The sequence below is a fragment of the Aeromonas sp. R4-3 genome (assembly GCF_040908275.1).
Lineage (GTDB): Bacteria > Pseudomonadota > Gammaproteobacteria > Enterobacterales > Aeromonadaceae > Aeromonas > Aeromonas rivipollensis.
Window position 1 is genome coordinate 14944 of the sequence record NZ_JBFODK010000001.1, and the last position, 20552, is coordinate 35495.

Consider the following 20552-nt stretch of genomic DNA (forward strand, 5'->3'; position numbering starts at 1 on the left):
CCGCGGGATTCAGCCGCTGTCACCAAATGAAAAGTGACTGACGTTCAATGGCAAGCGCGCCCCTGGAGCTAGGCCTTACAGTCGGCACTAAGAACACAGAGCGCACTCGGACAAGCGAAGCACGGGGGAGGCAATCGGCCAATGGCCAGCTTGCCAAATCCGGCGAAACGCCCCGGCCAGCGCCATAAAAAAGCCAACGGAAACGGCAACAAAAATAACAAAACGACGACAACACTCGGAGAGACTGTAATGGATTACAAGCACACGAGTCATGGTTGCGGTGCCCTGCGCCTCAGCCTGCTGGCGACGGCCATCGCGGCCGTCCTCATGCCCAGCGTTCAGGCGGTCGAAGTCGACACCCAGAGTGAAGACTGGTCCGTTCGCTTCGACAACACCGGCAAGTTCAACTACGGCATGCGCACCGAGAGTGCCGATGCGCGGATGCTTGCCACCCCGAACAACAACGACGGGGACTACAACTTCAAGGATGCCGGCGACACCGTCACCACCCGCTTCGATCTGCTGACCGAGCTGGATGTGGTGAACAAGGGCAACACCGGCTTTCGCATCAGCGCCGCCAGCTGGTATGACTATGCCTACCGCGACGTCGGCGCTGACGAGAACCCCTTCATCAACGGCAACAGCGCCAGCTCCGGCATCGTCGGGCTGCCCCCGGTGGCGGGCAACCGTCATCTGAGCGACTATGCGGATCGCTACTACCATGGCCCCTCCGGCGAGCTGCTCGATGCCTTCGTGTTCCACAACATGGAGGTGGGCGACGAATCCCTGCTAGGGGTCAAGATAGGCCAGCACAACATCTTCTGGGGGGAAACCCTGCTGAGCCCGGTGCACGCCCTCAGCTATGGCCAGTCCGGCCTGGATCTCGCCAAACTTGCGGCATCCCCGGGGACGGAAGCGAAAGAGCTGTTTGTGCCCCGCAACCAGATCTCCGCCTCCTTCACCCTGAACCCGGAGTGGACCTTCGCCGCCCAGTACTTCCTGGACTGGAACGCCGCCCGCCTGCCGGAAGCCGGCACCTATTACGGCAGCTCCGATCTGGTGGGCTTCGGTGCCCAGTCCTTCCTGCTGGGCCACACCGGCGGGCCGGGGCTGGCAGGACCGAGCGGCACCCTCAGCAACATTCGCCGGGGGGATGACCTGGAGCCGGGCAAGCACGGCGACTGGGGCATCATGGCCAAGTGGTCCCCCGAGGCGCTGGATGCGACCCTGGGGGCCTTCTACCGCCGTACCGCCGACATCCTGCCCCAGGCGGTGCTCGATGCCCGTGGCATGACCATTCGCGGGGCGGCGCCCCTGCCGGCCGGGGCCGTGCCCAACCTGCGCCAGTCCATCGCCAACACCAGCTACGCCCTGGCCTATGGCGACGACATCGACATCTTTGGCCTCAGCCTCTCCAAGGATGTGGCCGGGGTGAGCGTCGGCAGCGACCTCAACTATCGCCAGCACATGCCCCTCTCCAGCATCCCGGCCCTGCTCAGTGCTACTGGTCCCGGGGGACTGGCCAACGGCTTCGGGATCCCGGCGCCCGTGCTCGGCCCCCGTCATCCGGACACCGGGGTGATCACCGATGACTCCGATGGCTACAGCGCCACCGGCGATACCCTGCACTGGACCCTCAACGGTCTGATGACCTTCGCTGACACGGCGCTCTTCGACGGCGCCGCCCTGCTCGGGGAGCTCTACTACAGCAACCTGCTGAGCCTGGATGACCACAACAAGGCGCTCTACAAGGGAGAAGATAGCTATCAGGGCATCGACAAGCCCACCCGGGACAACTGGGGGCTGGCGGTCAACTTCACCCCGACCTGGTATCAGGTCCTGCCGGGGGTCGACATGAACATGCCGCTCTCGGTGAACTGGGGGCTGGCGGGCATCTCCCCGGTCCAGGCGGGCGGGGCGAAAGACACCGGCAGCTATGCGGTGGGGCTCGGTGCCACCCTCTACAACCAGTACTTCGTCGATCTGAAATACGTGGACTCCTTTGGCAAGTCTGCCGAGTGCAATGACGGTGCCGGGGACGGCGCCACCCCCAATGCCCTCGATGGGGCCCAGCGCAACACCTGTTATGCCGGTGGTTACGCCTCCTTCTCCGGTGGCGGTGCCACCACGGAAGACAGAGGCGCCATCTACCTGACCCTGAAGACCACTTACTGAGTCACCTCAAGCGACCGAGTCGGAGAACGAGATATGACATTCAACAAGACCATGCTGGCCGCCTCTCTCACCCTGGCCCTCGCGGGCCAGGCACTGGCCGCCGTCTCCAGCAGCGAAGCCGCACAGCTCGGCACCAGTCTGACCCTGGTGGGCGCCGAAGCGGCCGCCAATGCCGATGGCAGCATCCCCGCCTACAGCGGGGGCCTGACCACGCCCCCCGCCGGCTTCAAGGCCGGTGACAGCATGCGCCCGGATCCCTATGCGGGTGAGCAGCCGCTTTTGGTCATCACCGGCAAGAACGCGGCCCAATACCAGGGGGCGCTGACCGCCACCACGGCGGAGCTGCTCAAGCGCTTCCCGGACTTCAGGGTGGACCTCTACCCGACCCACCGCAGCGTGGCGCTGCCACAGGCGGTGCTGGACAACACCAGGAAGAACGCGCTCAGCGCCACCACCTTGGCGGGGGGCATGGCGGTGGACAAGGTGCTGCCGGGCATTCCCTTCCCCATCCCCAAGAGCGGGGCCGAGGCGATGTGGAACTTCCTGCTGCGCTACCAGGGGGTGAACATCGCCACCAAGTACGACTCCTGGAACGTGGACGCCGCCGGCACGGCGGCCCTCTCCACCACGGGGCAGGCCTTCATCAACTACGCCATCTACGAGGACATGGCCAAGCCCATCTCGGCCAAGGATACCTACTACCAGATGAAGCTCCATTACACGGGCCCGGCCCGTCGCGCCGGCGAGGCCATCATGCTGCGCGATGCTGCCAACCCCCTGGAGCAGCCGCGCAAGGCCTGGCAGTACCTGCCGGGGCAGCGCCGGGTCAAGCTGGCACCGAACCTGGCCTACGATACCCCGAACCCGGGCACCTCGGGGGCGGGCACCTATGACGATGTCTTCGTCTTCAACGGGGCGCTGGACAGATTCGACTGGAAGCTGGTGGGCAAGCAGGAAATGATAGTCCCCTACAACACCTATCGGCTGACCTATCAGCCCGATGCCAGGGCGCTGACCACCCCCAACTTCCTGTCACCGGATCACGTGCGCTGGGAGAAGCACAGGGTCTGGGTGGTGGAGGGCAACCTCAAGGCCGGTGAGCGCCACATCTACGCCAAGCGCCGTTTCTATCTGGACGAAGACAGCTGGGTGGCGCTGGCCTCCGATCAGTACGACGCCCGTGGTCAGCTCTATCGCGGCTCCTTCGCCTTCCTGAGCCAGAGCTACGACAAGCAGACTCCGGACGCCACCCCCTTCATGATCTATGACCTGGTGGCGGGCACCTACAACATCAATGGTGTGGTGGGCCCCTACGGCGGCATCAAGTACGGCGCCTCCCTGTCCAAGGCGAAGTGGTCGCCGGAGTCCCTGGCTGGCGCCGGGATCCGCTAGCCGTAACAGGAGTCCGGATCGTCATTGATGAACCGGGCTCCTCGATGTTGGCGTCGGGCGCCTTTTGGCATCCCGCCGCTCTCTGAGACAAGGACGTGGTATGGGTTCATTCAAGACGTTGGCGCCATTGATCTGCTGCGCCCTGCTGATGCAAAGCGCAGGGGTGACAGCCGGGCAGGCGACCGATTATGTGGACGTGCTGGACCTGCCGGCCAAGGCGAGCGCGCTGGCCCAACGCAGCCCCCTGCTGGATCTGGCCCGTGCCGGGTCGCGGCTGGTGGCGGTGGGGCAGCGGGGTCACATCCTCTACTCGGACGACGAGGGAGGGCGCTGGCAGCAGGCCAGGGTGCCGGTGAGCTCGGATCTGAACGCCGTCACCTTCCCCACTCCCGAGCAGGGTTGGGCCGTGGGGGGGGATGGGGTGGTGCTGCACAGCCAGGATGGCGGTGCCAGCTGGCAGAAGCAACTGGACGGCCGCCAGATAGGGGATCTGGTCCTGCGCCATTACTCGGCCCTGGCCCGTGCCGAGCCGGACAACGAACAGTGGGCCGCCCTGACCGAAGAGGGCCGGCGCCTGGTGGAGGAGGGGGCCGACAAACCCCTGCTCGACGTCTGGTTTGAGGACGACAAGGTGGGCTACGTGGTCGGGGTCTTCAACCTGATACTGGGCACCCAGGATGGTGGCCTGCACTGGACGCCCATGCAGGATCGCACCGACAACCCGGATGGGCTCCATCTCAATGCCATAGCCCGGGCCGGTGACGCCCTCTATCTGGTGGGCGAGCAGGGCCTGCTGCGCAAATGGGAGCCGCAGACGCAGCGCTTCGTTTCACTGCCCAGCCCCTATGACGGCAGCTTCTTCGGCCTTATCGGCCGCCCGGATGAGGTGATCGTCTATGGCCTGCGGGGCCATGTCTATCGCAGCACGGACGGAGGCAAAAACTGGACCCGGCTCGTGAGCCCGCTGCCCATCAGCATCAGCGCCGCTATGGAGGGGGCCGATGGCCAGTTCCGTCTGTTTACCCAGGCCGGTCATATGCTGCTGCAACGGGGCAACGAGCCGCTGACCCTGGCATCCCTGGCCGAGCCATCGCCGGTGGCGGGCGCCGCCCTGACCGCAGATGGCACCCTGGCGCTGGTGGGCAGCCGCGGGGTGCGCACCCTTGGTGTCAAATAAGGTTTGTCAACGCAGGCCGTCACCGGATGACGGCCCAATAACGATAACGAGGATCCAGACATGGGCCATGTGAAGCAAGATTCGATGCCGGTGATCCGCGAGCTGAGCGCGTTCGACAGGCACTCCGGCAACCTGCTGGAGCGGCTGGTGTTCAACCACAGGGCGCTCTTCATGCTGGCGATGACGCTGGCGACCCTGGTGCTTGGCTACATGGGCGCGACCCGTCTGGCGCTGGCGCCCAGCTTCGAGAAGATGATCCCCCAGAGCCAACCCTACATCAAAAACTTCCTGGAGAACCGGGACTCCCTGCGTGGCCTCGGCAACTCGGTGCGAGTGGTGGTGGAGAATACCCGGGGGGACATCTTCGACCCCGACTATCTAAGCGTCCTCAAGCGGGTCAATGACGAGCTGTTCCTGACCGAAGGGGTAGACAGGGCCTGGATGAAGTCCCTCTGGAGCCCGGCGGTGCGCTGGACCGAGGTGACCGAGGAGGGCTTCCAGGGCGGGCCCGTGATGCCGGATGCCTATCAGGGATCGGCCTCTGACATCGAGCAGCTGCGCCAGAATATCAACAGAGCCGGCATAGTCGGCAGCCTGGTGGCGAGCGACTTCAAGTCCACCATGCTGATAGTGCCCCTGCTGGACAAGGCCTCTGTCACCGGCAAGCCCCTCAATTACCATGACTTCTCCCAGCGCATCGAGGCGCTGCGCAGCCAGATAGAGTTCGCAGGCGCCCCCCATCAGGCGGGGGAGGAGGGGACGGGCCAGTACAAGATCCGGGTGATCGGCTTTGCCAAGCTGGTCGGCGATCTCATCGACGGCCTCATCCAGGTGATCCTCTTCTTCGCCCTGGCGGTGGCGACTTCGCTCGCCATCATCTTCCTCTACACCCGCTGCGTGCGCAGCACCCTGCTGGTGGTGGGCTGCTCCCTGGTCGCCGTGATCTGGCAGCTCGGCATCATCGCCTGGCTCGGCTACGCCATCGATCCTTACTCTGTGCTGGTGCCCTTCCTCATCTTCGCCATCGGGGTCTCCCACGCGGCCCAGAAGATGAACGGCATCATGCAGGACATCGCCCGCGGCACCCACCGCCAGATAGCGGCGCGCTATACCTTCCGCCGCCTCTTCCTCGCCGGGGTCACGGCGCTGCTGGCCGATGCGGTGGGCTTCGCCGTGCTGATGCTGATCGACATCCCCGTCATCCAGGATCTCGCCATCACCGCCAGCATAGGGGTGGCGGTGCTCATCTTCACCTCGCTGCTGCTGATGCCGGTGGCCCTCTCCTATGTGGGGGTGGGCCGCAAGGCGGCCGAGCGAGCGCTCAAGATAGACACCCATGCCGCCGCCAATCAGGGTTTCGGCAGACTCTGGGCACTGCTGGATCGCTGCACCGAGCGCAAGTGGGCCACAGTGGTGGTGATCCTCGGCCTGGCGATGGGCATAGGCGGCTACCTGGTGAGCCTGCAGCTCAAGATTGGCGATCTGGACAGCGGCGCCCCCGAGCTTCGCGCGGATTCGCGCTACAACAGGGACAACGGCTACATCACCAGCCACTACGCCCTCTCCAGCGATCTCTTTGCGGTCATGATCAAGACGGCGCCCGAGGGGTGTCTCGACTACCAGACCCTGATCCTGGCCGATCGCCTGGGGTGGGAGTTGCAGCAGCATCCCGGGGTGCAGGCCACGACCTCGCTGGTCAACGCGGTGCGCCAGATCACCGCCGGCACCTATGAGGGCAACCCCAAGCTCGCCAGCATCCAGCGCAACCAGAACGTGCTGAACTATGCCGCCCAGCAGGCCTCGGTCAACAGCCCCGAGCTCTTCAACACCGACTGCTCCCTGATGCCGGTGATAGCCTACTTGAAAGATCACAAGGCCGAGACCCTGAGCGGCGTGGTGGCCATCGCCGAGCGGTTTGCCCGGGAGAACAGCACGGCGGATCGCCAGCTCCTGCTGGCCGCAGGCAGTGCCGGCATAGAGGCCGCCACCAACATGGTGGTGCACGAGGCCAACCGCACCATGCTGCTCTACGTCTATCTGGCGGTGACCCTGTTCTGCCTCATCACCTTCCGTAGCTGGCGGGCGACCGTGGTGGCGCTGGTGCCCCTGATGCTCACCTCTGTGCTGTGCGAGGCGCTGATGGTATTCATGGGCATAGGCGTCAAGGTGGCGACCCTGCCGGTGATTGCGCTGGGGGTCGGCATAGGGGTGGACTACGCCCTCTACCTGCTGAGCGTGCAGTTGCACCATCAGCGCCAGGGCATGTCACTGGTGGACGCCTATCGCCAGGCCGTGGCCTTCACCGGCCGGGTGGTGGGGCTGGTGGGCATTACCCTGGCCGCAGGTGTGGTGGCCTGGGTCTGGTCCCCCATCAAGTTCCAGGCCGACATGGGCATACTGCTCACCTTCATGTTCCTGTGGAACATGCTGGGGGCCTTGATAGGGGTGCCGGCGCTCTCCTACTTCCTGCTCTCCGGGACTGGGGCGGTGCCTGCCCAGGCGCGGGAGCGGCAGGAGGGGGATACCAAAGAGGGGGTCAAGCCCTGCCGGACCCCGGTGGGGGCCGACGTCAGCTAGCAATAGCCGTGGCACAGGGAAAGGAAAAAGAGAAGGGAGGCGCCATGCCTCCCTTCTCTCGTCTGGCGAATGGTGCCGGTGCTCAGCCGTAGGCGAGGCCGGCGCGTGCGGGCTGGGCCACCTTGGGCACGCCCTTGTGGCGGGAGCGCCAGGTGGCCGGCGGCATGCCGAACTGGGCGCTGAACCAGCGGGTGAAGGAGCTCGGCATGGAGTAGCCCAGCATGTCGGCGATGTGGCCCAGCGAGTAGCCGGAGTTTTGCAGGTAGCGCATCACCAGATCCCGGCGAACGTCGTTGACCAGCTCGCTGAAGGTGGCGCCGCTCTCTTCCAGATGGCGCTGCAGGGTGCGCACGTTCATTCCCAGGGTGCGGGCTATCTGCTCTATGGTGGCGCGCCCCATGGGCAGCAGCAGGTAGATGGCCTTGCGCACGTCCGTCATCAGGGATTGCTGGGTCTCCACCAGCAGAGTGTCGAGGTACTGGCGGGCATGACGGGCCATGGCCTGGTTGGCCAGGGGGTTTGGAATGTCCAGATCGGCGGCCTGGCAGACGATGCCGTTGAACTCGCTGCCAAACTCCAGCTTGCAGCCGAACAGCCGCTTGTGGATGGAGAGATCCGCCGGCGCGTCATGGGTGAAGTTGACGCTGATGGGATGCCAGTTGGCGCCGACCCCGACCTGGGCCGCACAGAAGCGATACATGACGCCGACCGCGAGCTCGGTGGCCTGGCGCGAGGGCATGGGGGCGTCCGTGATGATCTCCTCGCGAATGATCACCGCCTTGCCCGCCTCCTCGATGAAGATGGCCAGGGCATTATTGAACAGGTGAATGTACTGCACTATGACCTGCAAGGCCTCGCGCAGGTTGGGCTGATAGCTCAGCAGCAGGCTGACCTCGCCAAAGTCCGACAGCTGGCGATGCTCCGCCATGCGCAGACCCAGGCTCTGGCAGTTTCCGGTACGGGCGGACAGCTCGAGCAGGTTGACTATGGTGGAGACGGGGATGCGCTGATTGGGCACATCCAGAATGGAGGCGCTGAGGCCGGCTTGCGACAACAGGCTGGGGGTATTGAGGCCCAGTTGGCGGGCGACATCGAGATAGTTGGTGAGGGTGGCGGCTCTGGCAAGGAGGGTCATGATGCAATTCCCATGGCGACAGCTCATCTGCTGGTTGCTTGTTGTTAACTGGTTTTTATCATTTCGTTTACAAATTGGAAAGTGCTTATTAACTGATCTATTAGTCGCAGGTGCCATGTGATGACCCTGTGTGCCAGCCCGTCTCATGCCTTTCGAGTCCGACTCTCTCCCGCCCGTGGCGCTCATGGCACCAGGTGGCTGTCACATAAAGACAACTCCATGGCATCCAAGGTAAAGCAGCCGGGGGCCTGGCACCTTACTGTGGTCTTGATGTCATCCGGCCGTCGCCGGAGCGCCTGAACAGGGGGAGAGAGATGAAGGCATTTCAGCCCGAGGCCACAGTACTGATAGTGCCCGGCCTGCGTGACCATGTGGCGGATCACTGGCAGACCCTGCTCGCCGAGGGGCTTGAGAAGGTGGTGACGGTGCCGCCTATGACCTCGGACAAGTTGAGCTGCCAGGCCAGGGTCGAGGCCATAGTGCAGGCGCTGGCGCGCATCCAGGGCCCGGTGATCCTGGTGGCCCACAGCGCTGGGGTGCTGATGCTGGCTCACTGGGTGGCGCAGCAAGGCGCTGCCCGCCATCGCCACCCCATCCGGGGCGCCCTGCTGGTGACGCCGCCGGATCTGGATGCCTGCTGGCCATCCCATTACCCGAGCCCGGAGGCCATGCAGGCCGGAGGCTGGCACCCGCTGCCCCGCATGAAGCTGCCGTTCCCGAGCCTGGTGGTGATGAGCCACAACGATCCCCTGGCGAGCCCGGCGGCCGTACGTGCCCTGGCCCTGGACTGGGGGAGCGAGCTGGTGGACGCCGGGGCCGTGGGACACCTCAACCCGGCGAGTGGATTTGGCCCCTGGCCCCAGGCCGAGGCCTTGCTCGGGCGTCTTGACGCCCGCTAACCCAGATTGCGAGGGGAGACAGGCTTCCCCGCGCCCAGACACGAATCGGAAGGAGTCCGTATGGTGAAGACAAGGATCATACCGCCAGCCCAGGGAGCCCATGCCTATCCCTTGCTGATCAAGAGCCTGCTGCTGTCCGGGGTGCGCCAGCACCCGGGCCGGGAGATCGTCTACGCAGATCGGCTGCGCTATGACTATCGCATCCTCAACCAGCGCATCCACCGCCTCGCCAACCTGCTGACGGCCTCGGGCATAGGGCCGGGGGACACGGTCGCCCTGCTGGACTGGGACAGCCACCGCTCCCTCGAATGCTTCTTCGCCGTGCCCATGATAGGCGCCGTGCTGCACACGGTGAACGTGCGCCTCTCGCCGGAGCAGATCGCCTTCACCATGCACCACGCCGAGGATCATCTGGTGCTGGTCCATGACGACTTCCTGCCCATGATGGCGAGCATCCAGGAGAAGCTGCCCACGGTGCGCGGCTATATCCGGCTGACCGATGGGGAGCAGCCCTCCACCACACTGCCCCTGTTCGGGGAGTACGAGACGCTGCTGGCCGGGTCGGACGACCAGTTCGACTTCCCCGATTTTGACGAGGATTCGGTGGCGACCCTGTTCTACACCACGGGCACCACTGGGGATCCCAAGGGGGTCTACTTCAGCCACCGCCAGCTGGTGCTGCATACCCTCAACGAATTGGGCACCCTGGCGGCCCATGCGGGCCAGTCCCTGCTCTGCTCAGACGATGTCTACATGCCCATCACCCCCATGTTCCACGTCCATGCCTGGGGCGTCCCCTATGTGGCGACCATGCTGGGGGTGAAACAGGTCTATCCGGGGCGCTACGAGCCGGACAAGCTGGTACGGCTCTATCGCGACGAGGGGGTGAGCTTCTCCCACTGCGTGCCGACCATATTGCAGATGATCCTCGACTGCGAGGAGGCGGTAAAAACCTCCCTTGCGGGCTGGAAGATGCTGCTGGGGGGCAGTGCGCTGCCGCTTGGGCTGGCGACTCAGGCCCATCGCCAGGGGATACTGGTGCACGCCGGTTACGGCATGTCGGAGACCTGTCCGCTGCTGTGTGTGGTGCACCTGGCTCCCGAGGAGCTGGCGCTGCCCATGGCCGAGCAACTGCCGCTGCGGATCCGCACCGGCAAGCCCATCGGGCTGGTGGACTTGCGCATCATAGATGAGCAGGGCCGGGCGCTGGCCCACGATGGCCAGACCATGGGGGAGATAGTGGTGCGTGCTCCCTGGCTGGCCCAGGGCTACCTGAAAGAGCCGGGCAAGGGGGCCGAGCTCTGGGAGGGGGGCTGGCTGCACACGGGGGACATGGCCTCCATCACCCCGGACGGCACGGTCGAGATCAAGGATCGCATCAAGGATGTGATCAAGACAGGGGGCGAGTGGATAAGCTCCCTGGCGCTGGAGAGCCTCATCAGCGCTCACTCTTCCGTCCATGCGGTGGCCGTGATCGGGGTGCCGGACCCGCAGTGGGGAGAGCGCCCTTTGGCCCTGGTGGTCGGCAAGGAGGGGGCACATCTGGATGCGCAGGCCATCAAGGCTCACCTGCAGGGGTTCGTCGACAGCGGTCGCATCAATCGCTGGGCCATTCCGCGCCAGATCCGCATAGTGCAGGAGATCCCCAAGACCAGCGTCGGCAAGGTGAACAAGAAGCTGATCCGGGAGCGTGAATGCCATCCGGCGGCGGAGAAGTGAGGCCGCCGTCATAGATCCAGAGGACGGCCTCTCAGTCATCCCCACTGTCTGAGGGGCCTTGTTGGCCGGGCTGCCATGGCTTGACTACGATAACTGAGTTATCACACAAGAGGCGTGCGCCATGAACAGAACCCAGATTCATCTCGTTGATGAAGAGGTGGATTTTCCGTCCAGTGAACAGTTGGTTTCCACCACGGATCTGCAGGGGGTCATTACTTATGCCAATGACCACTTCTGCCGGGTGGCGGGATACAGCAGGGCAGAGATGATAGGCCAGCACCACAACATGGTGCGCCATCCCGACATGCCCAAGGCGGCCTTCGCCGATCTCTGGGGCAAGCTGAAGCAGGGCAAGCCCTGGCGCGGCATGGTGAAGAACCGCTGCAAGGATGGCCGTTACTACTGGGTGGATGCCTATGTCACCCCCATCTTCGAGCAGGGGCGGATAAGCGGCTATCAGTCGGTGCGCAACCGGGCCGAGCCCGGGATGAAGGCCGTCGCCGCCCGCACTTACGGGCGATTGCGGGCGGTGGAGCGGGGGGAGCGCAAGGCGGGCCTGAGCCTGCGCCCCGTGCGCCATGGGCTGGCCATCGCCGGGCTCCTGCTGATGCTGGCGGCGAGCGCCTATCTGACGGGGCCCCTGGGGGCCCTGTTCATGCTGCTGCCCCTCTTGTGGCTCGGCCTCCTCTATCGTCACACCCTCATCACCACCCCCCGTTACCTGAGCCAGCTGGGCGAGGAGTACGACAGCCTGACCCGGCTCATCTACTCGGGGGATGAACCCAGCGCCATCGCCGATTTCCACATCAAGCTGCTGCAGGCCAGGATCCGCACCGTGCTCGGGCGGGTGGACGATGCCACCCTCTCCCTGCAGGATCTGGCGGTCCATCTCAAGACCGCCTCCAGCGAGACGAGCGCCGACATCGCCGAGCAGGACATCCAGACCCAGCAGGTGGCGACCGCCATCACGGAGATGGCGGCGACGGCCCATGAGATAGCCCGCAACATCCAGGAGACGGACAACCAGATTGCCCAGGCCAAGGTACATTGCCAGCACACCAATCAGCAGCTGGAGGATACCCAGCACAGGGTCACCGAGCTGGCCACCCAGGCGGAGCACGCCTTCACGGCGGCGGTGGCGCTGGCGGAGGAGTCGGATCGCATCGGAGTCCTGATGAACGAGATCCAGGGGATTGCGGATCAGACCAATCTGCTGGCCCTCAACGCCGCCATAGAGGCAGCCCGGGCGGGAGAGCTGGGACGCGGTTTCGCCGTGGTGGCGGACGAGGTGCGCACCCTCTCAACCCGGACCCACAAGGCGACCGAGCAGATCCAGGGCAGCATAGGGCAGATCCAGCGCACCCTGAATGGCTGGAAGGGGATGATGCAGCAGAACCTGGAGCAGACCCAGTCCTGCGTGACCCTGACCCGGCAGGGCTCACAGAGCCTGCATCAGGTGCTGGCCGAGATAGAGCGGGTGGTGGATCTGTCGACCCAGATCTCGGCGGCGGCGGAGGAGCAGCAGGCGGTGGTGGAGGACATCAGCCGAAACGTCAACGCCATCTCCCAGCACTCCCACACCAACAGCAACAAGATGCACGACATGGATGCCTCGAGCGACATACTGCTCACCAAGGCGCGCCAGCTCAAATCCCTGGGGCAGACCTTCGGCTGACGCCCGCGTCGAGCAGGCACAAGATGACAACAAGGCCACCCGGGGTGGCCTTGTTGCATGAGCGCGTCCTGTGGAGCCGTGGCGCTTGGGCCGCAGTCAGCTTGTCTGCTCCGCCAGCGCAATGAAGCCGCCGCTCTTGTCGCAATACATGGCCCTGTCCGCCTGGATGAGCCATTGCTCCGGGCTCCAGCCACTCTGGTAGTGGCTGACCCCTATGCTGATCCCGACCTGCATGGCCTGGCCATTGACCACGAAGGGGGCCCGCATGGCGTGCCGGATCACCTCGGTCACATCCTGCGCCTGGGAGCAGCTGTAGCCGGGCAGCAGCAGGATGAATTCATCCCCCGCCAGCCGGGCAAAATAGCACTGGTGACCGATGGCGTCATGGAGCCGGTTGGCCAGCTGGCAGAGGATGGCGTCCCCCTGGCTGTGGCCGAAGTTGTCATTGATGCGCTTGAAGTCATCGAGATCGCAAAACAGCAGGCAGCCGGGATCCTCGAGCTGCACTTGCTCCTGCAACTGCTCCATCAGGCTAAGGCGATTGGGCAGGCCGGTGAGGGGATCTATGCGGGCCAGCTGCAGTATCTCCTGCTCGCGCAGCTTGCGCAGTGTCACCTCCCGATTGAGCCGCTTGTTGCTGACCAGCAGATAGAGGGAGAGCAGCAGGATGAGGGCGCCGACCCCCAGGCTCAGCAAGAACCAGGGGCGCCAGAAGATCCACTGCGCTGAGGGGGCCTGATAGAGAAAACGGGTCAGCGGCACAGCCCTCGGGACCAGGCCTATCTCGACCAGTTGCTGCATGATGTGGGCGAAGCGATCCGGATTCATATACCCGATCTCCACATAGAGCGGCTGTATCATCTCCTTGCTCATCTGCAGCTCGTACTCCATGTGGGCCTGACTGCGGTTGACGGCATACTCCTTGCGCAGCAGGTCGATGGCCTCGGTCGGGTGGGCGAGGGCGTAGCGCCACCCCTTGAGGCTGGCGGCCCGAAACTTTGCCACCCGCTCCGGGTTGGTGCGCTCCTCGTTCTGAGTGGTGAACAGGATGTCGCTGTAAAAATCGATGCCGTAATTGCGGGGATTGATGACGGAGACCGAGATGCCGTGCTCCTCCAGATAGAAGGGCTCGTTGCTGAGATAGGCGTTGAAGATGTCGATCTTGCCGGTGATCAGATCGTCTATGTTGACCGAGGTGGGCACAGGGATGAGCTGGCGTTCGTGCAGCCCCTGATAGTAGAGGGTGGCGAGCAGTTCGGCATCCTGATGGCCGGGAAACATCATGATCCGTTTGCCACGCATGTCCGCAACGGTGAGAATGCCGCTGTCGCGACGGGCCAGGAAGATAGAGGGGGAGTGCTGATAGACGCAGGCGAGCGCCAGCAGGGGTTCGCCATTGACGTAGCTGGTGAGCACCTCTGTATTGCCGACGCCAAAGTCGGCGCGCCCGCTCAGCACTTCCTGTACCGGGCTTATCCCCTTGCCGCCGGGTCTTATCTCGACATCCAGTCCGGCATCGGCATAGAACCCCTTCGCCTTGGCCATGTGATAGCCCACGAACTGGGGTTGATGCAGCCAGCGCAACTGCAAGACGACCCGATCCGGAGGCTCATGGGGACGGTCACTTGCCAGGACAGGGGAAGCGTAACTGGCGCCAAGCAATAGCAGCCAAAACAAGTATCTCTTCATCCGTGTGATTCTTGTGCTGAGGATCCATGGGGTGGCCAGCAGGCCCGCATTCAACTTGTTAACAATCCACATTCTAAAGGGTTATAGATGTACCGGATACAATTGCAGCACAAAGATTTCATGGTGATCAACAAGGGCCCAGGCCTTGGCATGCATGACGAGGGCGGTGAGCCCGGGCTCGTCAACCGGCTGCGCACCGAGACCGGCTTGACACTCTACCCCGTTCATCGCCTCGACAAGATGACCTCGGGGCTGGTGCTGCTGGCCCGCACCCCGGAGGCGAACCGGGCACTCAGCATGGCCTTTGCCGCCCGGGAGGTGAGCAAGCAGTATCTGGCCCTCTCGGATCGCAAGCCGAAGAAGAAGCAGGGCTGGGTCAAGGGGGACATGGAGAAAGGGCGGGGCGGCAGCTGGATGCTGGCCCGCACCCAGGAGAACCCGGCCATCAGCTGGTTCGATTCTGTCTCGGTGCGAGAGGGGCTGCGGCTCTATCGCATCAAGCCCCAGACCGGCAAGACCCACCAGATCCGGGTTGCCTTGAAAAGCATTGGCGCCCCCATCCTCGGGGACGAGCGCTACGGTGGCACGGCCGCCGATCGCGGCTACCTGCACGCCTGGCGCCTGCAGTTTACCCTGGCGGGGGAGTCCTTCGATCTCGTCTGCCCGCCGGATGAGGGGGCGCTGTTCCTCCTGCCCGAACTGCACACCGCCATCGCGGGATTGAGCGAATGACAAACACCCGCGGGGCGCCCGGCCAGGGCTGGATCCTGGCCGACTTTGACGACACCCTGGCGCCGGGAGACAGCCACGCCGGCCTGCTGCGCTTCATCTTGCGCCGGCGCCGCTGGCCGCTCCTGCTGCTGCCGGTGATCGCACTGGGTGGCCTGGTGTATCTGGTGCCCCGCCTGCGGCGTCAGGGAATTTCGCTTATCTGGTGGGCCATCACCCTGGGGCTCTCGCCGCTGGGTTGGCGCCAGCTGGTGCGGGCCTATTGCCACACCCGGCCCGGGCTGTTTCGGGAGGCCCGCGCCCTGCTGATGGCCGAAAGGGCGCGCTGTTGGGTCATCTCCGCCAGCCCCCGGGCTTTGGTCCGTGCTCAGCTCCATCGACAGCTGCCGCGGCTTCCCCATCGCATCATAGGCTCGCGAATGTGCTATCGCCTCGGTGGCCTGGTGCCGCGTTTTTATTGCCACGGCCGGCACAAGATCCTGCCCGAGATCCGCGCCCTCAGGGTGACGCTGGCCTTGAGTGACAGCCTGCACGACTTGCCGCTACTGGCGCTGGGGCAGCAGGCCTGGCTCATCAACCCGAGCGCCCGCAGGTTGCAACAGGCCAGGGGCCACCTGCCCCATCTCGAGGTGAAAAACTGGCACCTGTAAGGCAAAGCTGACAGCCCGGCGGAGCGCCGTGGGGCTGTCCGCAAGGCTCAGGCTTCAATGTCACAATCTATTTACATCTTCTGGCGGCGGTCCTCGCCAAACTATCTGAAACCCGCCTCTTCTCTTCTGCCCCGCCCCTGCCTCTAATGAAACAAGTTATTAACAATGCCGTCCGGGCTGCCTGTCGAGCCTTGTCGGCGTGACTCGTTTCGTTATCAGTCCATCGCAAGGAGCGCATCATGACGACCTCTTCTTCCCCTTCCCACAGCATCAATCCCCTCGGCACCGACGGGTTCGAATTCGTCGAGTACACGGCCCCGGATCTCAAGGGCATTGCCGCCCTCAAGGCGCTGTTCGTGTCACTCGGGTTTGCCGAGGTGGCCAGGCACAAGCACAAGCAGTGCTGGCTCTACCGTCAGGGGGACATCAACTTCGTGGTCAACGCCGAACCCCACTCCCAGGCGGAGCAGTTCGCCAGCCTGCACGGGCCCAGCGTCTGCGGCATGGCATTTCGGGTGAGCGACGCGGGCCGTGCCCAGCAGTACGCCATCGCCAAGGGGGCCAAGCCCTTCGTCGGCAAGATAGGGCCCATGGAGCTCAACATCCCCGCCATCTACGGCATAGGCGAGAGCACCCTTTCCTTTGTGGACCGCTACGGCGAGCAGGGCTCCATCTACGACGTGGACTTCGTCTTCTATCCCGACTGGCAGGCGCGCATGGCCGAGGTGGATGCGGGGCTCTATGAGATCGATCACCTGACCCACAACGTTCATCGCGGCAACATGGACCTCTGGTCCAATTTCTACGAGCGGATCGGCAACTTCCGGGAAATTCGCTACTTCGACATCGAAGGCAAGCTGACCGGGCTGCATTCCCGCGCCATGACGGCCCCCTGCGGCAAGATCCGCATCCCCATCAACGAGTCCTCAGACGACAAGTCCCAGATAGAGGAGTACCTGCGCCAGTACAAGGGGGAGGGGATACAGCACATAGCCCTGGCCTCCAGCGACATCTACCAGACCATCCGCACCCTGCGTGGTCGCGGCACCGGCTTTATGCCGACCCCGGACACCTACTATGAGAAGGTGAACAGCCGGGTGGAGGGGCATCAGGAGGATCTGGAGGCGCTCAAGGCGCTGCGCATCCTGATCGACGGCTCGCCCACCAAGGACGGCATTCTGCTGCAGATCTTCACCGACACCGTCATAGGCCCGGTGTTCTTCGAAATCATCCAGCGCAAGGGCAACGAGGGCTTCGGCGAGGGCAACTTCCAGGCACTGTTCGAATCCATTGAACTGGATCAGATCCGCCGTGGGGTGCTGAGCGGGGCCGAGCAGGGCGAGAAGAAGGGGGAGCCGAGCGATGCGTAACGGGATGCGAGCTCGTCGGCCGGTATCTATTTCATACGAGGCACACAGCCATGCGTAACTGGATCAGTTTTCCCCACCGGGAGGGGACCCACTCCCGTCAGGCCCACGCCGACTTGCCCGAGCAGGCCATCTACGAGCGCGAGCTCGGGCGCGCCGGCTTCTTCGGCCCCGCCACCCACATGCACCACAAGCATGCCCCCACCGACTGGAGCCACTGGGAGGGGCCGCTGCGACCGCGGGCGTTTGACTTGAACGGGCTGCAGGAGGAGGTGAGCTCCCTCTCCCCCTGGGTGATGCCGGATCTGCTCAGCAATCCCCACTGCCGCTACCGCATCTGGCGCCTGAACGAGAGGATGCCGTTTCTGGTGCGCAACGCCGACGGCGACGAGCTCTTGTTCATCCACGAGGGGAGCGGGGAGTTCTATTGCGACTACGGCCATCTCACGCTGAAAGAGGGGGACTATGTGGTGATCCCTCGCGGCACCATGTGGCGCATCGAGCCGACTGCGCCCCTCTTCATCCTGATGATAGAGGCGACGGAGGACAGCTATCAGCTGCCGGACAAGGGGTTGGTGGGCAACCACGCCATCTTCGATCCGGCGGCGCTGGAGGTGCCCGCCATCAACGAGCGCTTCCTGGCCCAGCAGGACGAGAACCCCTGGTCGCTGCAGGTCAAGCGCCACGATCAGGTCTCGGTCATCACCTGGCCCTTCAACCCCCTGGATGCCCAGGGCTGGCACGGGGATCTCTGCGTGGTGCGCCTCAATTGGCGGGACATCCGCCCCCTGATGAGCCACCGCTACCACCTGCCCCCCTCGGCCCACTCCACCTTCGTGGCGAGCCGCTTCGTCATCTGCACCTTCGTGCCGCGCCCCATAGAGAGCGACCCCGGCGCCCTGCGGGTGCCCTTCTACCACAGCAACGACGATTTTGACGAGGTGCTCTTCTACCACGCCGGGGACTTCTTCAGCCGGGACAACATAGCGCGGGGCATGGTCACCTTCCACCCCGCCGGTTTCACCCATGGCCCCCATCCCAAGGCCTTTGCGGCGGGGCAGGCCCATGCCAAGACCTTCACCGACGAGGTGGCTGTGATGCTCGACACCCGGGATGCCCTGAGCGTGGGCCAGATCTGCGAAGGGATAGAGAATCCCCACTATGTTTCCAGCTGGCAGCGACCAGACGGCACCCCCGGCAAATAAGGAATTCGATATGAAATTGGCAACCTTGAACAATGGCAAGCGCGACGGCGCCCTGGTGGTGGTGAGCCGGGATCTGACCCGGGCGGTGGCCGTGGCCGACATAGCCGCCACTCTGCAGGCGGCCCTCGACGAGTGGGCCGAGCTCGCTCCCCGACTGACCGCCGTCTATCAGGCCCTCAACGACGGTGCCTGCCCCGACGCCTTCCCCTTCGATGAGACGGCTTGTCTCTCCCCGCTGCCCCGCGCCTACCAGTGGGCCGACGGCAGCGCCTACGTCAACCACGTGGAGCTGGTGCGCAAGGCCCGCGGCGCCGAGATGCCGGACAGCTTCTGGCACGATCCTCTGATGTACCAGGGGGGCTCCGACAGCTTCCTCGCTCCGCGCGGCCCCATCTGCATGGGGTCTGAGGAGTGGGGCATCGACTTTGAATCTGAAGTGGCCGTCATCACAGACGACGTGCCCATGGGCACCAGCCCGCAGGGGGCAGAGGAGCACGTCAAGCTGTTGATGCTGGTCAACGATGTGAGCCTGCGCAACCTCATTCCCGGGGAGCTCGCCAAGGGCTTTGGCTTCTTCCAGTCCAAACCCTCCAGCGCCTTCTCGCCGGTGGCCATCACCCCGGACGAGCTCGGCGGCGACTGGCAGCAGGGCAAGGTGCATCTGCCCCTGGTGACCCAGCTCAACGGCGCCCTGTTCGGAGAGCCGGATGCGGGGCTCGACATGACCTTCAACTTCTTCGAGCTGATTGCCCACGCGGCCAGGACCAGACCCCTTGGCGCTGGCTGCATCATAGGTTCGGGCACCGTCTCCAATTACGACAGAAGCCGGGGATCCTCCTGCCTCGCCGAGCGGCGGATGCTGGAAATTATCGAGTCAGGTCAAGCCACTACACCCTTTCTGCGCTTTGGTGATACAGTGTCCATCGCGATGCAGGATCGCAATGGGATGAGTCTGTTTGGCACCATTTTGCAACGGGTCACGCAAGGGGGCGCCAGCCAGACGAGCTAGGAAAGCCTGGGCCGGCCAAGGTCGGCAGGCGACACGGCAGGTGGCACACACCTGTCACCATAGGGACATAATATGCTGCAGTTGTTTGGATATTGGCGTTCATCGGCCAGCTTTCGCGTACGTCTGGTGCTGCAACTCAAGGGACTTGGTTATGAGCAGCATCCGGTCAATCTGAGACAGGGTGAACAGAAAGAGAAGGCCTATCGCCGGGTCAATCCCCAGGGGCTGGTGCCTTTTCTCATCGACGGGGATGTGCAGCTGGGTCAGTCGGTGGCCATCATGGAGTACCTCGACGAGACCTATCCGGCCTACCCCCTGATGCCCTCCGCTCCCGAGGAGCGGGCCAGGGTGCGCCAGATAGTCAACATGATCGCCTGCGACACTCACCCCCTCAACAACCTGAGGGTGTTGAACTACCTGGAGCAGGAGCTGGGACAGAGCAAGACGGCGCGCGATGTCTGGTATCGCCACTGGATTGACGAGACCTTCACCGCCCTAGAGCAGTTGCTGATGACCACGGCCGGCGTCTATTGCGTGGGCAACGAGGTGACCCTGGCGGACTGCATGCTGGTGCCCCAGGTCTATAACGCCCGCCGCTTCAACATGACGCTGGACGACTACCCCACCATCGCGCGCATCGTCGCCAACTGCGAGCAGTTGCAGGCCTTTATCAAGGCGGCCCCCGCCAATCAGCCGGATGCGCAAGCCTGATCCTTCCCTGTGATAAACAACAAACACCCCGCACCGTCAGGCGACAGTGCGGGGCCTTCTCATCTTGGTCGGCGCTTGTCAGATGCGAATCCCCTGGCGCTGACAATGGTCGATAAAGCTGCCGAATGTCGCCTCGTCGTAGCGCTTTCCCTGCTCAAGCAATCCTGTATTGAAGGGCTCCAGCAGCCAGCCCCTGGCATCCAGCACGTAGAAGTGAGGCGCCCCAATATACTCGGGCTCCCGATCCAGGAAGCGGTTTATCTCCTGACACCCGCTGTACCACTCGCCTCTGCAATAGCTGTCCTCTCATAGCCTCTTTCCTGTGGCGTTTTTGTAGCTTCCAAGCCGCCACGAACGAACTCTGTCGCCAAGTGGCAAGAGTGGCGGGTGATATGCGAAAAGCCGGAGCGGAAGCGGAGGGGAACCAAAAAACCAAGCCCCTC

General features: G+C 64.1%; 15 protein-coding genes and 1 pseudogene. 13 read left to right on the forward strand and 3 right to left on the reverse strand.

Annotated features, from left to right (window positions below):
- The first annotated feature begins 249 nt into the window (after positions 1 to 249).
- The 4 genes from AB5Y91_RS00070 to AB5Y91_RS00085 all read left to right on the forward strand — a co-directional run bounded on the left by AB5Y91_RS00070 (position 250) and on the right by AB5Y91_RS00085 (position 7321).
- Positions 250 to 2175, forward strand: a complete 1926-nt coding sequence (locus AB5Y91_RS00070) for a DUF1302 domain-containing protein (protein WP_368168793.1) — start codon at positions 250 to 252, stop codon at positions 2173 to 2175.
- 33 nt (positions 2176 to 2208) lie between these two features.
- A complete protein-coding gene (locus tag AB5Y91_RS00075) occupies positions 2209 to 3567 on the forward strand; it encodes a DUF1329 domain-containing protein (protein WP_368168794.1) in 1359 nt (452 codons plus the stop codon).
- Between the two features lie 100 nt (positions 3568 to 3667).
- Entirely contained in the window at positions 3668 to 4744 is a 1077-nt protein-coding gene (locus AB5Y91_RS00080; RefSeq protein WP_368168795.1) for a WD40/YVTN/BNR-like repeat-containing protein, read from the forward strand.
- A gap of 60 nt (positions 4745 to 4804) precedes the next feature.
- On the forward strand, positions 4805 to 7321 hold the full coding sequence (locus AB5Y91_RS00085) for an RND family transporter (RefSeq protein ID WP_368168796.1): 2517 nt from the start codon (positions 4805 to 4807) through the stop codon (positions 7319 to 7321).
- Positions 7322 to 7403: 82 nt separating this feature from the next.
- Here AB5Y91_RS00085 and AB5Y91_RS00090 read toward each other — a convergent pair whose 3' ends face one another.
- Positions 7404 to 8456, reverse strand: coding sequence for an AraC family transcriptional regulator (locus AB5Y91_RS00090; protein WP_106887921.1), 1053 nt, complete (start codon positions 8454 to 8456; stop codon positions 7404 to 7406).
- A 314-nt stretch (positions 8457 to 8770) separates the two neighbouring features.
- Between AB5Y91_RS00090 and AB5Y91_RS00095 the strand changes: the two genes are divergently transcribed.
- The 3 genes from AB5Y91_RS00095 to AB5Y91_RS00105 all read left to right on the forward strand — a co-directional run bounded on the left by AB5Y91_RS00095 (position 8771) and on the right by AB5Y91_RS00105 (position 12749).
- A complete protein-coding gene (locus tag AB5Y91_RS00095; RefSeq protein ID WP_368168797.1) occupies positions 8771 to 9355 on the forward strand; it encodes an RBBP9/YdeN family alpha/beta hydrolase in 585 nt (194 codons plus the stop codon).
- 60 nt (positions 9356 to 9415) lie between these two features.
- The gene (locus tag AB5Y91_RS00100; protein ID WP_368168798.1) at positions 9416 to 11074 is read left to right on the forward strand and encodes a fatty acid--CoA ligase; all 1659 of its coding nucleotides are present in this window, start codon (positions 9416 to 9418) and stop codon (positions 11072 to 11074) included.
- A 121-nt stretch (positions 11075 to 11195) separates the two neighbouring features.
- Positions 11196 to 12749 carry a methyl-accepting chemotaxis protein gene (locus AB5Y91_RS00105; protein WP_368168799.1) on the forward strand — a complete coding sequence of 518 codons (1554 nt, stop codon included), beginning with the start codon at positions 11196 to 11198 and terminating at the stop codon, positions 12747 to 12749.
- 96 nt (positions 12750 to 12845) lie between these two features.
- Here the strand turns inward: AB5Y91_RS00105 and AB5Y91_RS00110 are convergent, their stop codons facing one another.
- Positions 12846 to 14438, reverse strand: a complete 1593-nt coding sequence (locus tag AB5Y91_RS00110) for a GGDEF domain-containing protein (RefSeq protein WP_289985834.1) — start codon at positions 14436 to 14438, stop codon at positions 12846 to 12848.
- Between the two features lie 87 nt (positions 14439 to 14525).
- On the opposite strand from AB5Y91_RS00110, the gene AB5Y91_RS00115 reads away from it, so the two are divergent.
- From AB5Y91_RS00115 to maiA, 6 genes are all read left to right on the forward strand, one after another.
- Complete coding sequence (locus tag AB5Y91_RS00115) at positions 14526 to 15170, forward strand: TIGR01621 family pseudouridine synthase (RefSeq protein ID WP_106886520.1); 645 nt, start codon at positions 14526 to 14528, stop codon at positions 15168 to 15170.
- On the forward strand, positions 15167 to 15817 hold the full coding sequence (locus AB5Y91_RS00120) for an HAD family hydrolase (protein ID WP_368168800.1): 651 nt from the start codon (positions 15167 to 15169) through the stop codon (positions 15815 to 15817). The genes AB5Y91_RS00115 and AB5Y91_RS00120 overlap by 4 nt, the downstream gene beginning before the upstream one ends.
- 239 nt (positions 15818 to 16056) lie before the next feature.
- Complete coding sequence (gene hppD / locus AB5Y91_RS00125; RefSeq protein WP_163137262.1) at positions 16057 to 17187, forward strand: 4-hydroxyphenylpyruvate dioxygenase; 1131 nt, start codon at positions 16057 to 16059, stop codon at positions 17185 to 17187.
- Between the two features lie 50 nt (positions 17188 to 17237).
- Positions 17238 to 18389 (forward strand): homogentisate 1,2-dioxygenase, encoded by a 1152-nt coding sequence (locus AB5Y91_RS00130; RefSeq protein WP_368168801.1) that lies wholly within the window; start codon positions 17238 to 17240, stop codon positions 18387 to 18389.
- Positions 18390 to 18399: 10 nt separating this feature from the next.
- Complete coding sequence (locus AB5Y91_RS00135; RefSeq protein WP_368168802.1) at positions 18400 to 19398, forward strand: fumarylacetoacetate hydrolase family protein; 999 nt, start codon at positions 18400 to 18402, stop codon at positions 19396 to 19398.
- 72 nt (positions 19399 to 19470) lie between these two features.
- Positions 19471 to 20109: a maleylacetoacetate isomerase gene (gene maiA, locus AB5Y91_RS00140; protein ID WP_111911478.1), complete on the forward strand. Its 639-nt coding sequence runs from the start codon at positions 19471 to 19473 to the stop codon at positions 20107 to 20109.
- A 78-nt stretch (positions 20110 to 20187) separates the two neighbouring features.
- Here maiA and AB5Y91_RS00145 read toward each other — a convergent pair.
- Positions 20188 to 20397 (reverse strand): annotated as a pseudogene (locus AB5Y91_RS00145) (thiol-disulfide isomerase); the annotation flags it as partial.
- Positions 20398 to 20552: the final 155 nt, after the last annotated feature.

Excerpts from the sequence above, each read along its gene's own strand:
- AB5Y91_RS00070 (WP_368168793.1), top strand. The coding sequence starts at position 250 with ATGGATTACAAGCACACGAGTCATGGTTGCGGTGCCCTGCGCCTCAGC.
- AB5Y91_RS00075 (WP_368168794.1), top strand. The coding sequence starts at position 2,209 with ATGACATTCAACAAGACCATGCTGGCCGCCTCTCTCACCCTGGCCCTC.
- AB5Y91_RS00080 (WP_368168795.1), top strand. The coding sequence starts at position 3,668 with ATGGGTTCATTCAAGACGTTGGCGCCATTGATCTGCTGCGCCCTGCTG.
- AB5Y91_RS00085 (WP_368168796.1), top strand. The coding sequence starts at position 4,805 with ATGGGCCATGTGAAGCAAGATTCGATGCCGGTGATCCGCGAGCTGAGC.
- AB5Y91_RS00090 (WP_106887921.1), bottom strand. The coding sequence starts at position 8,456 with ATGACCCTCCTTGCCAGAGCCGCCACCCTCACCAACTATCTCGATGTC.
- AB5Y91_RS00095 (WP_368168797.1), top strand. The coding sequence starts at position 8,771 with ATGAAGGCATTTCAGCCCGAGGCCACAGTACTGATAGTGCCCGGCCTG.
- AB5Y91_RS00100 (WP_368168798.1), top strand. The coding sequence starts at position 9,416 with ATGGTGAAGACAAGGATCATACCGCCAGCCCAGGGAGCCCATGCCTAT.
- AB5Y91_RS00105 (WP_368168799.1), top strand. The coding sequence starts at position 11,196 with ATGAACAGAACCCAGATTCATCTCGTTGATGAAGAGGTGGATTTTCCG.
- AB5Y91_RS00110 (WP_289985834.1), bottom strand. The coding sequence starts at position 14,438 with ATGAAGAGATACTTGTTTTGGCTGCTATTGCTTGGCGCCAGTTACGCT.
- AB5Y91_RS00115 (WP_106886520.1), top strand. The coding sequence starts at position 14,526 with ATGTACCGGATACAATTGCAGCACAAAGATTTCATGGTGATCAACAAG.
- AB5Y91_RS00120 (WP_368168800.1), top strand. The coding sequence starts at position 15,167 with ATGACAAACACCCGCGGGGCGCCCGGCCAGGGCTGGATCCTGGCCGAC.
- hppD (WP_163137262.1), top strand. The coding sequence starts at position 16,057 with ATGACGACCTCTTCTTCCCCTTCCCACAGCATCAATCCCCTCGGCACC.
- AB5Y91_RS00130 (WP_368168801.1), top strand. The coding sequence starts at position 17,238 with ATGCGTAACTGGATCAGTTTTCCCCACCGGGAGGGGACCCACTCCCGT.
- AB5Y91_RS00135 (WP_368168802.1), top strand. The coding sequence starts at position 18,400 with ATGAAATTGGCAACCTTGAACAATGGCAAGCGCGACGGCGCCCTGGTG.
- maiA (WP_111911478.1), top strand. The coding sequence starts at position 19,471 with ATGCTGCAGTTGTTTGGATATTGGCGTTCATCGGCCAGCTTTCGCGTA.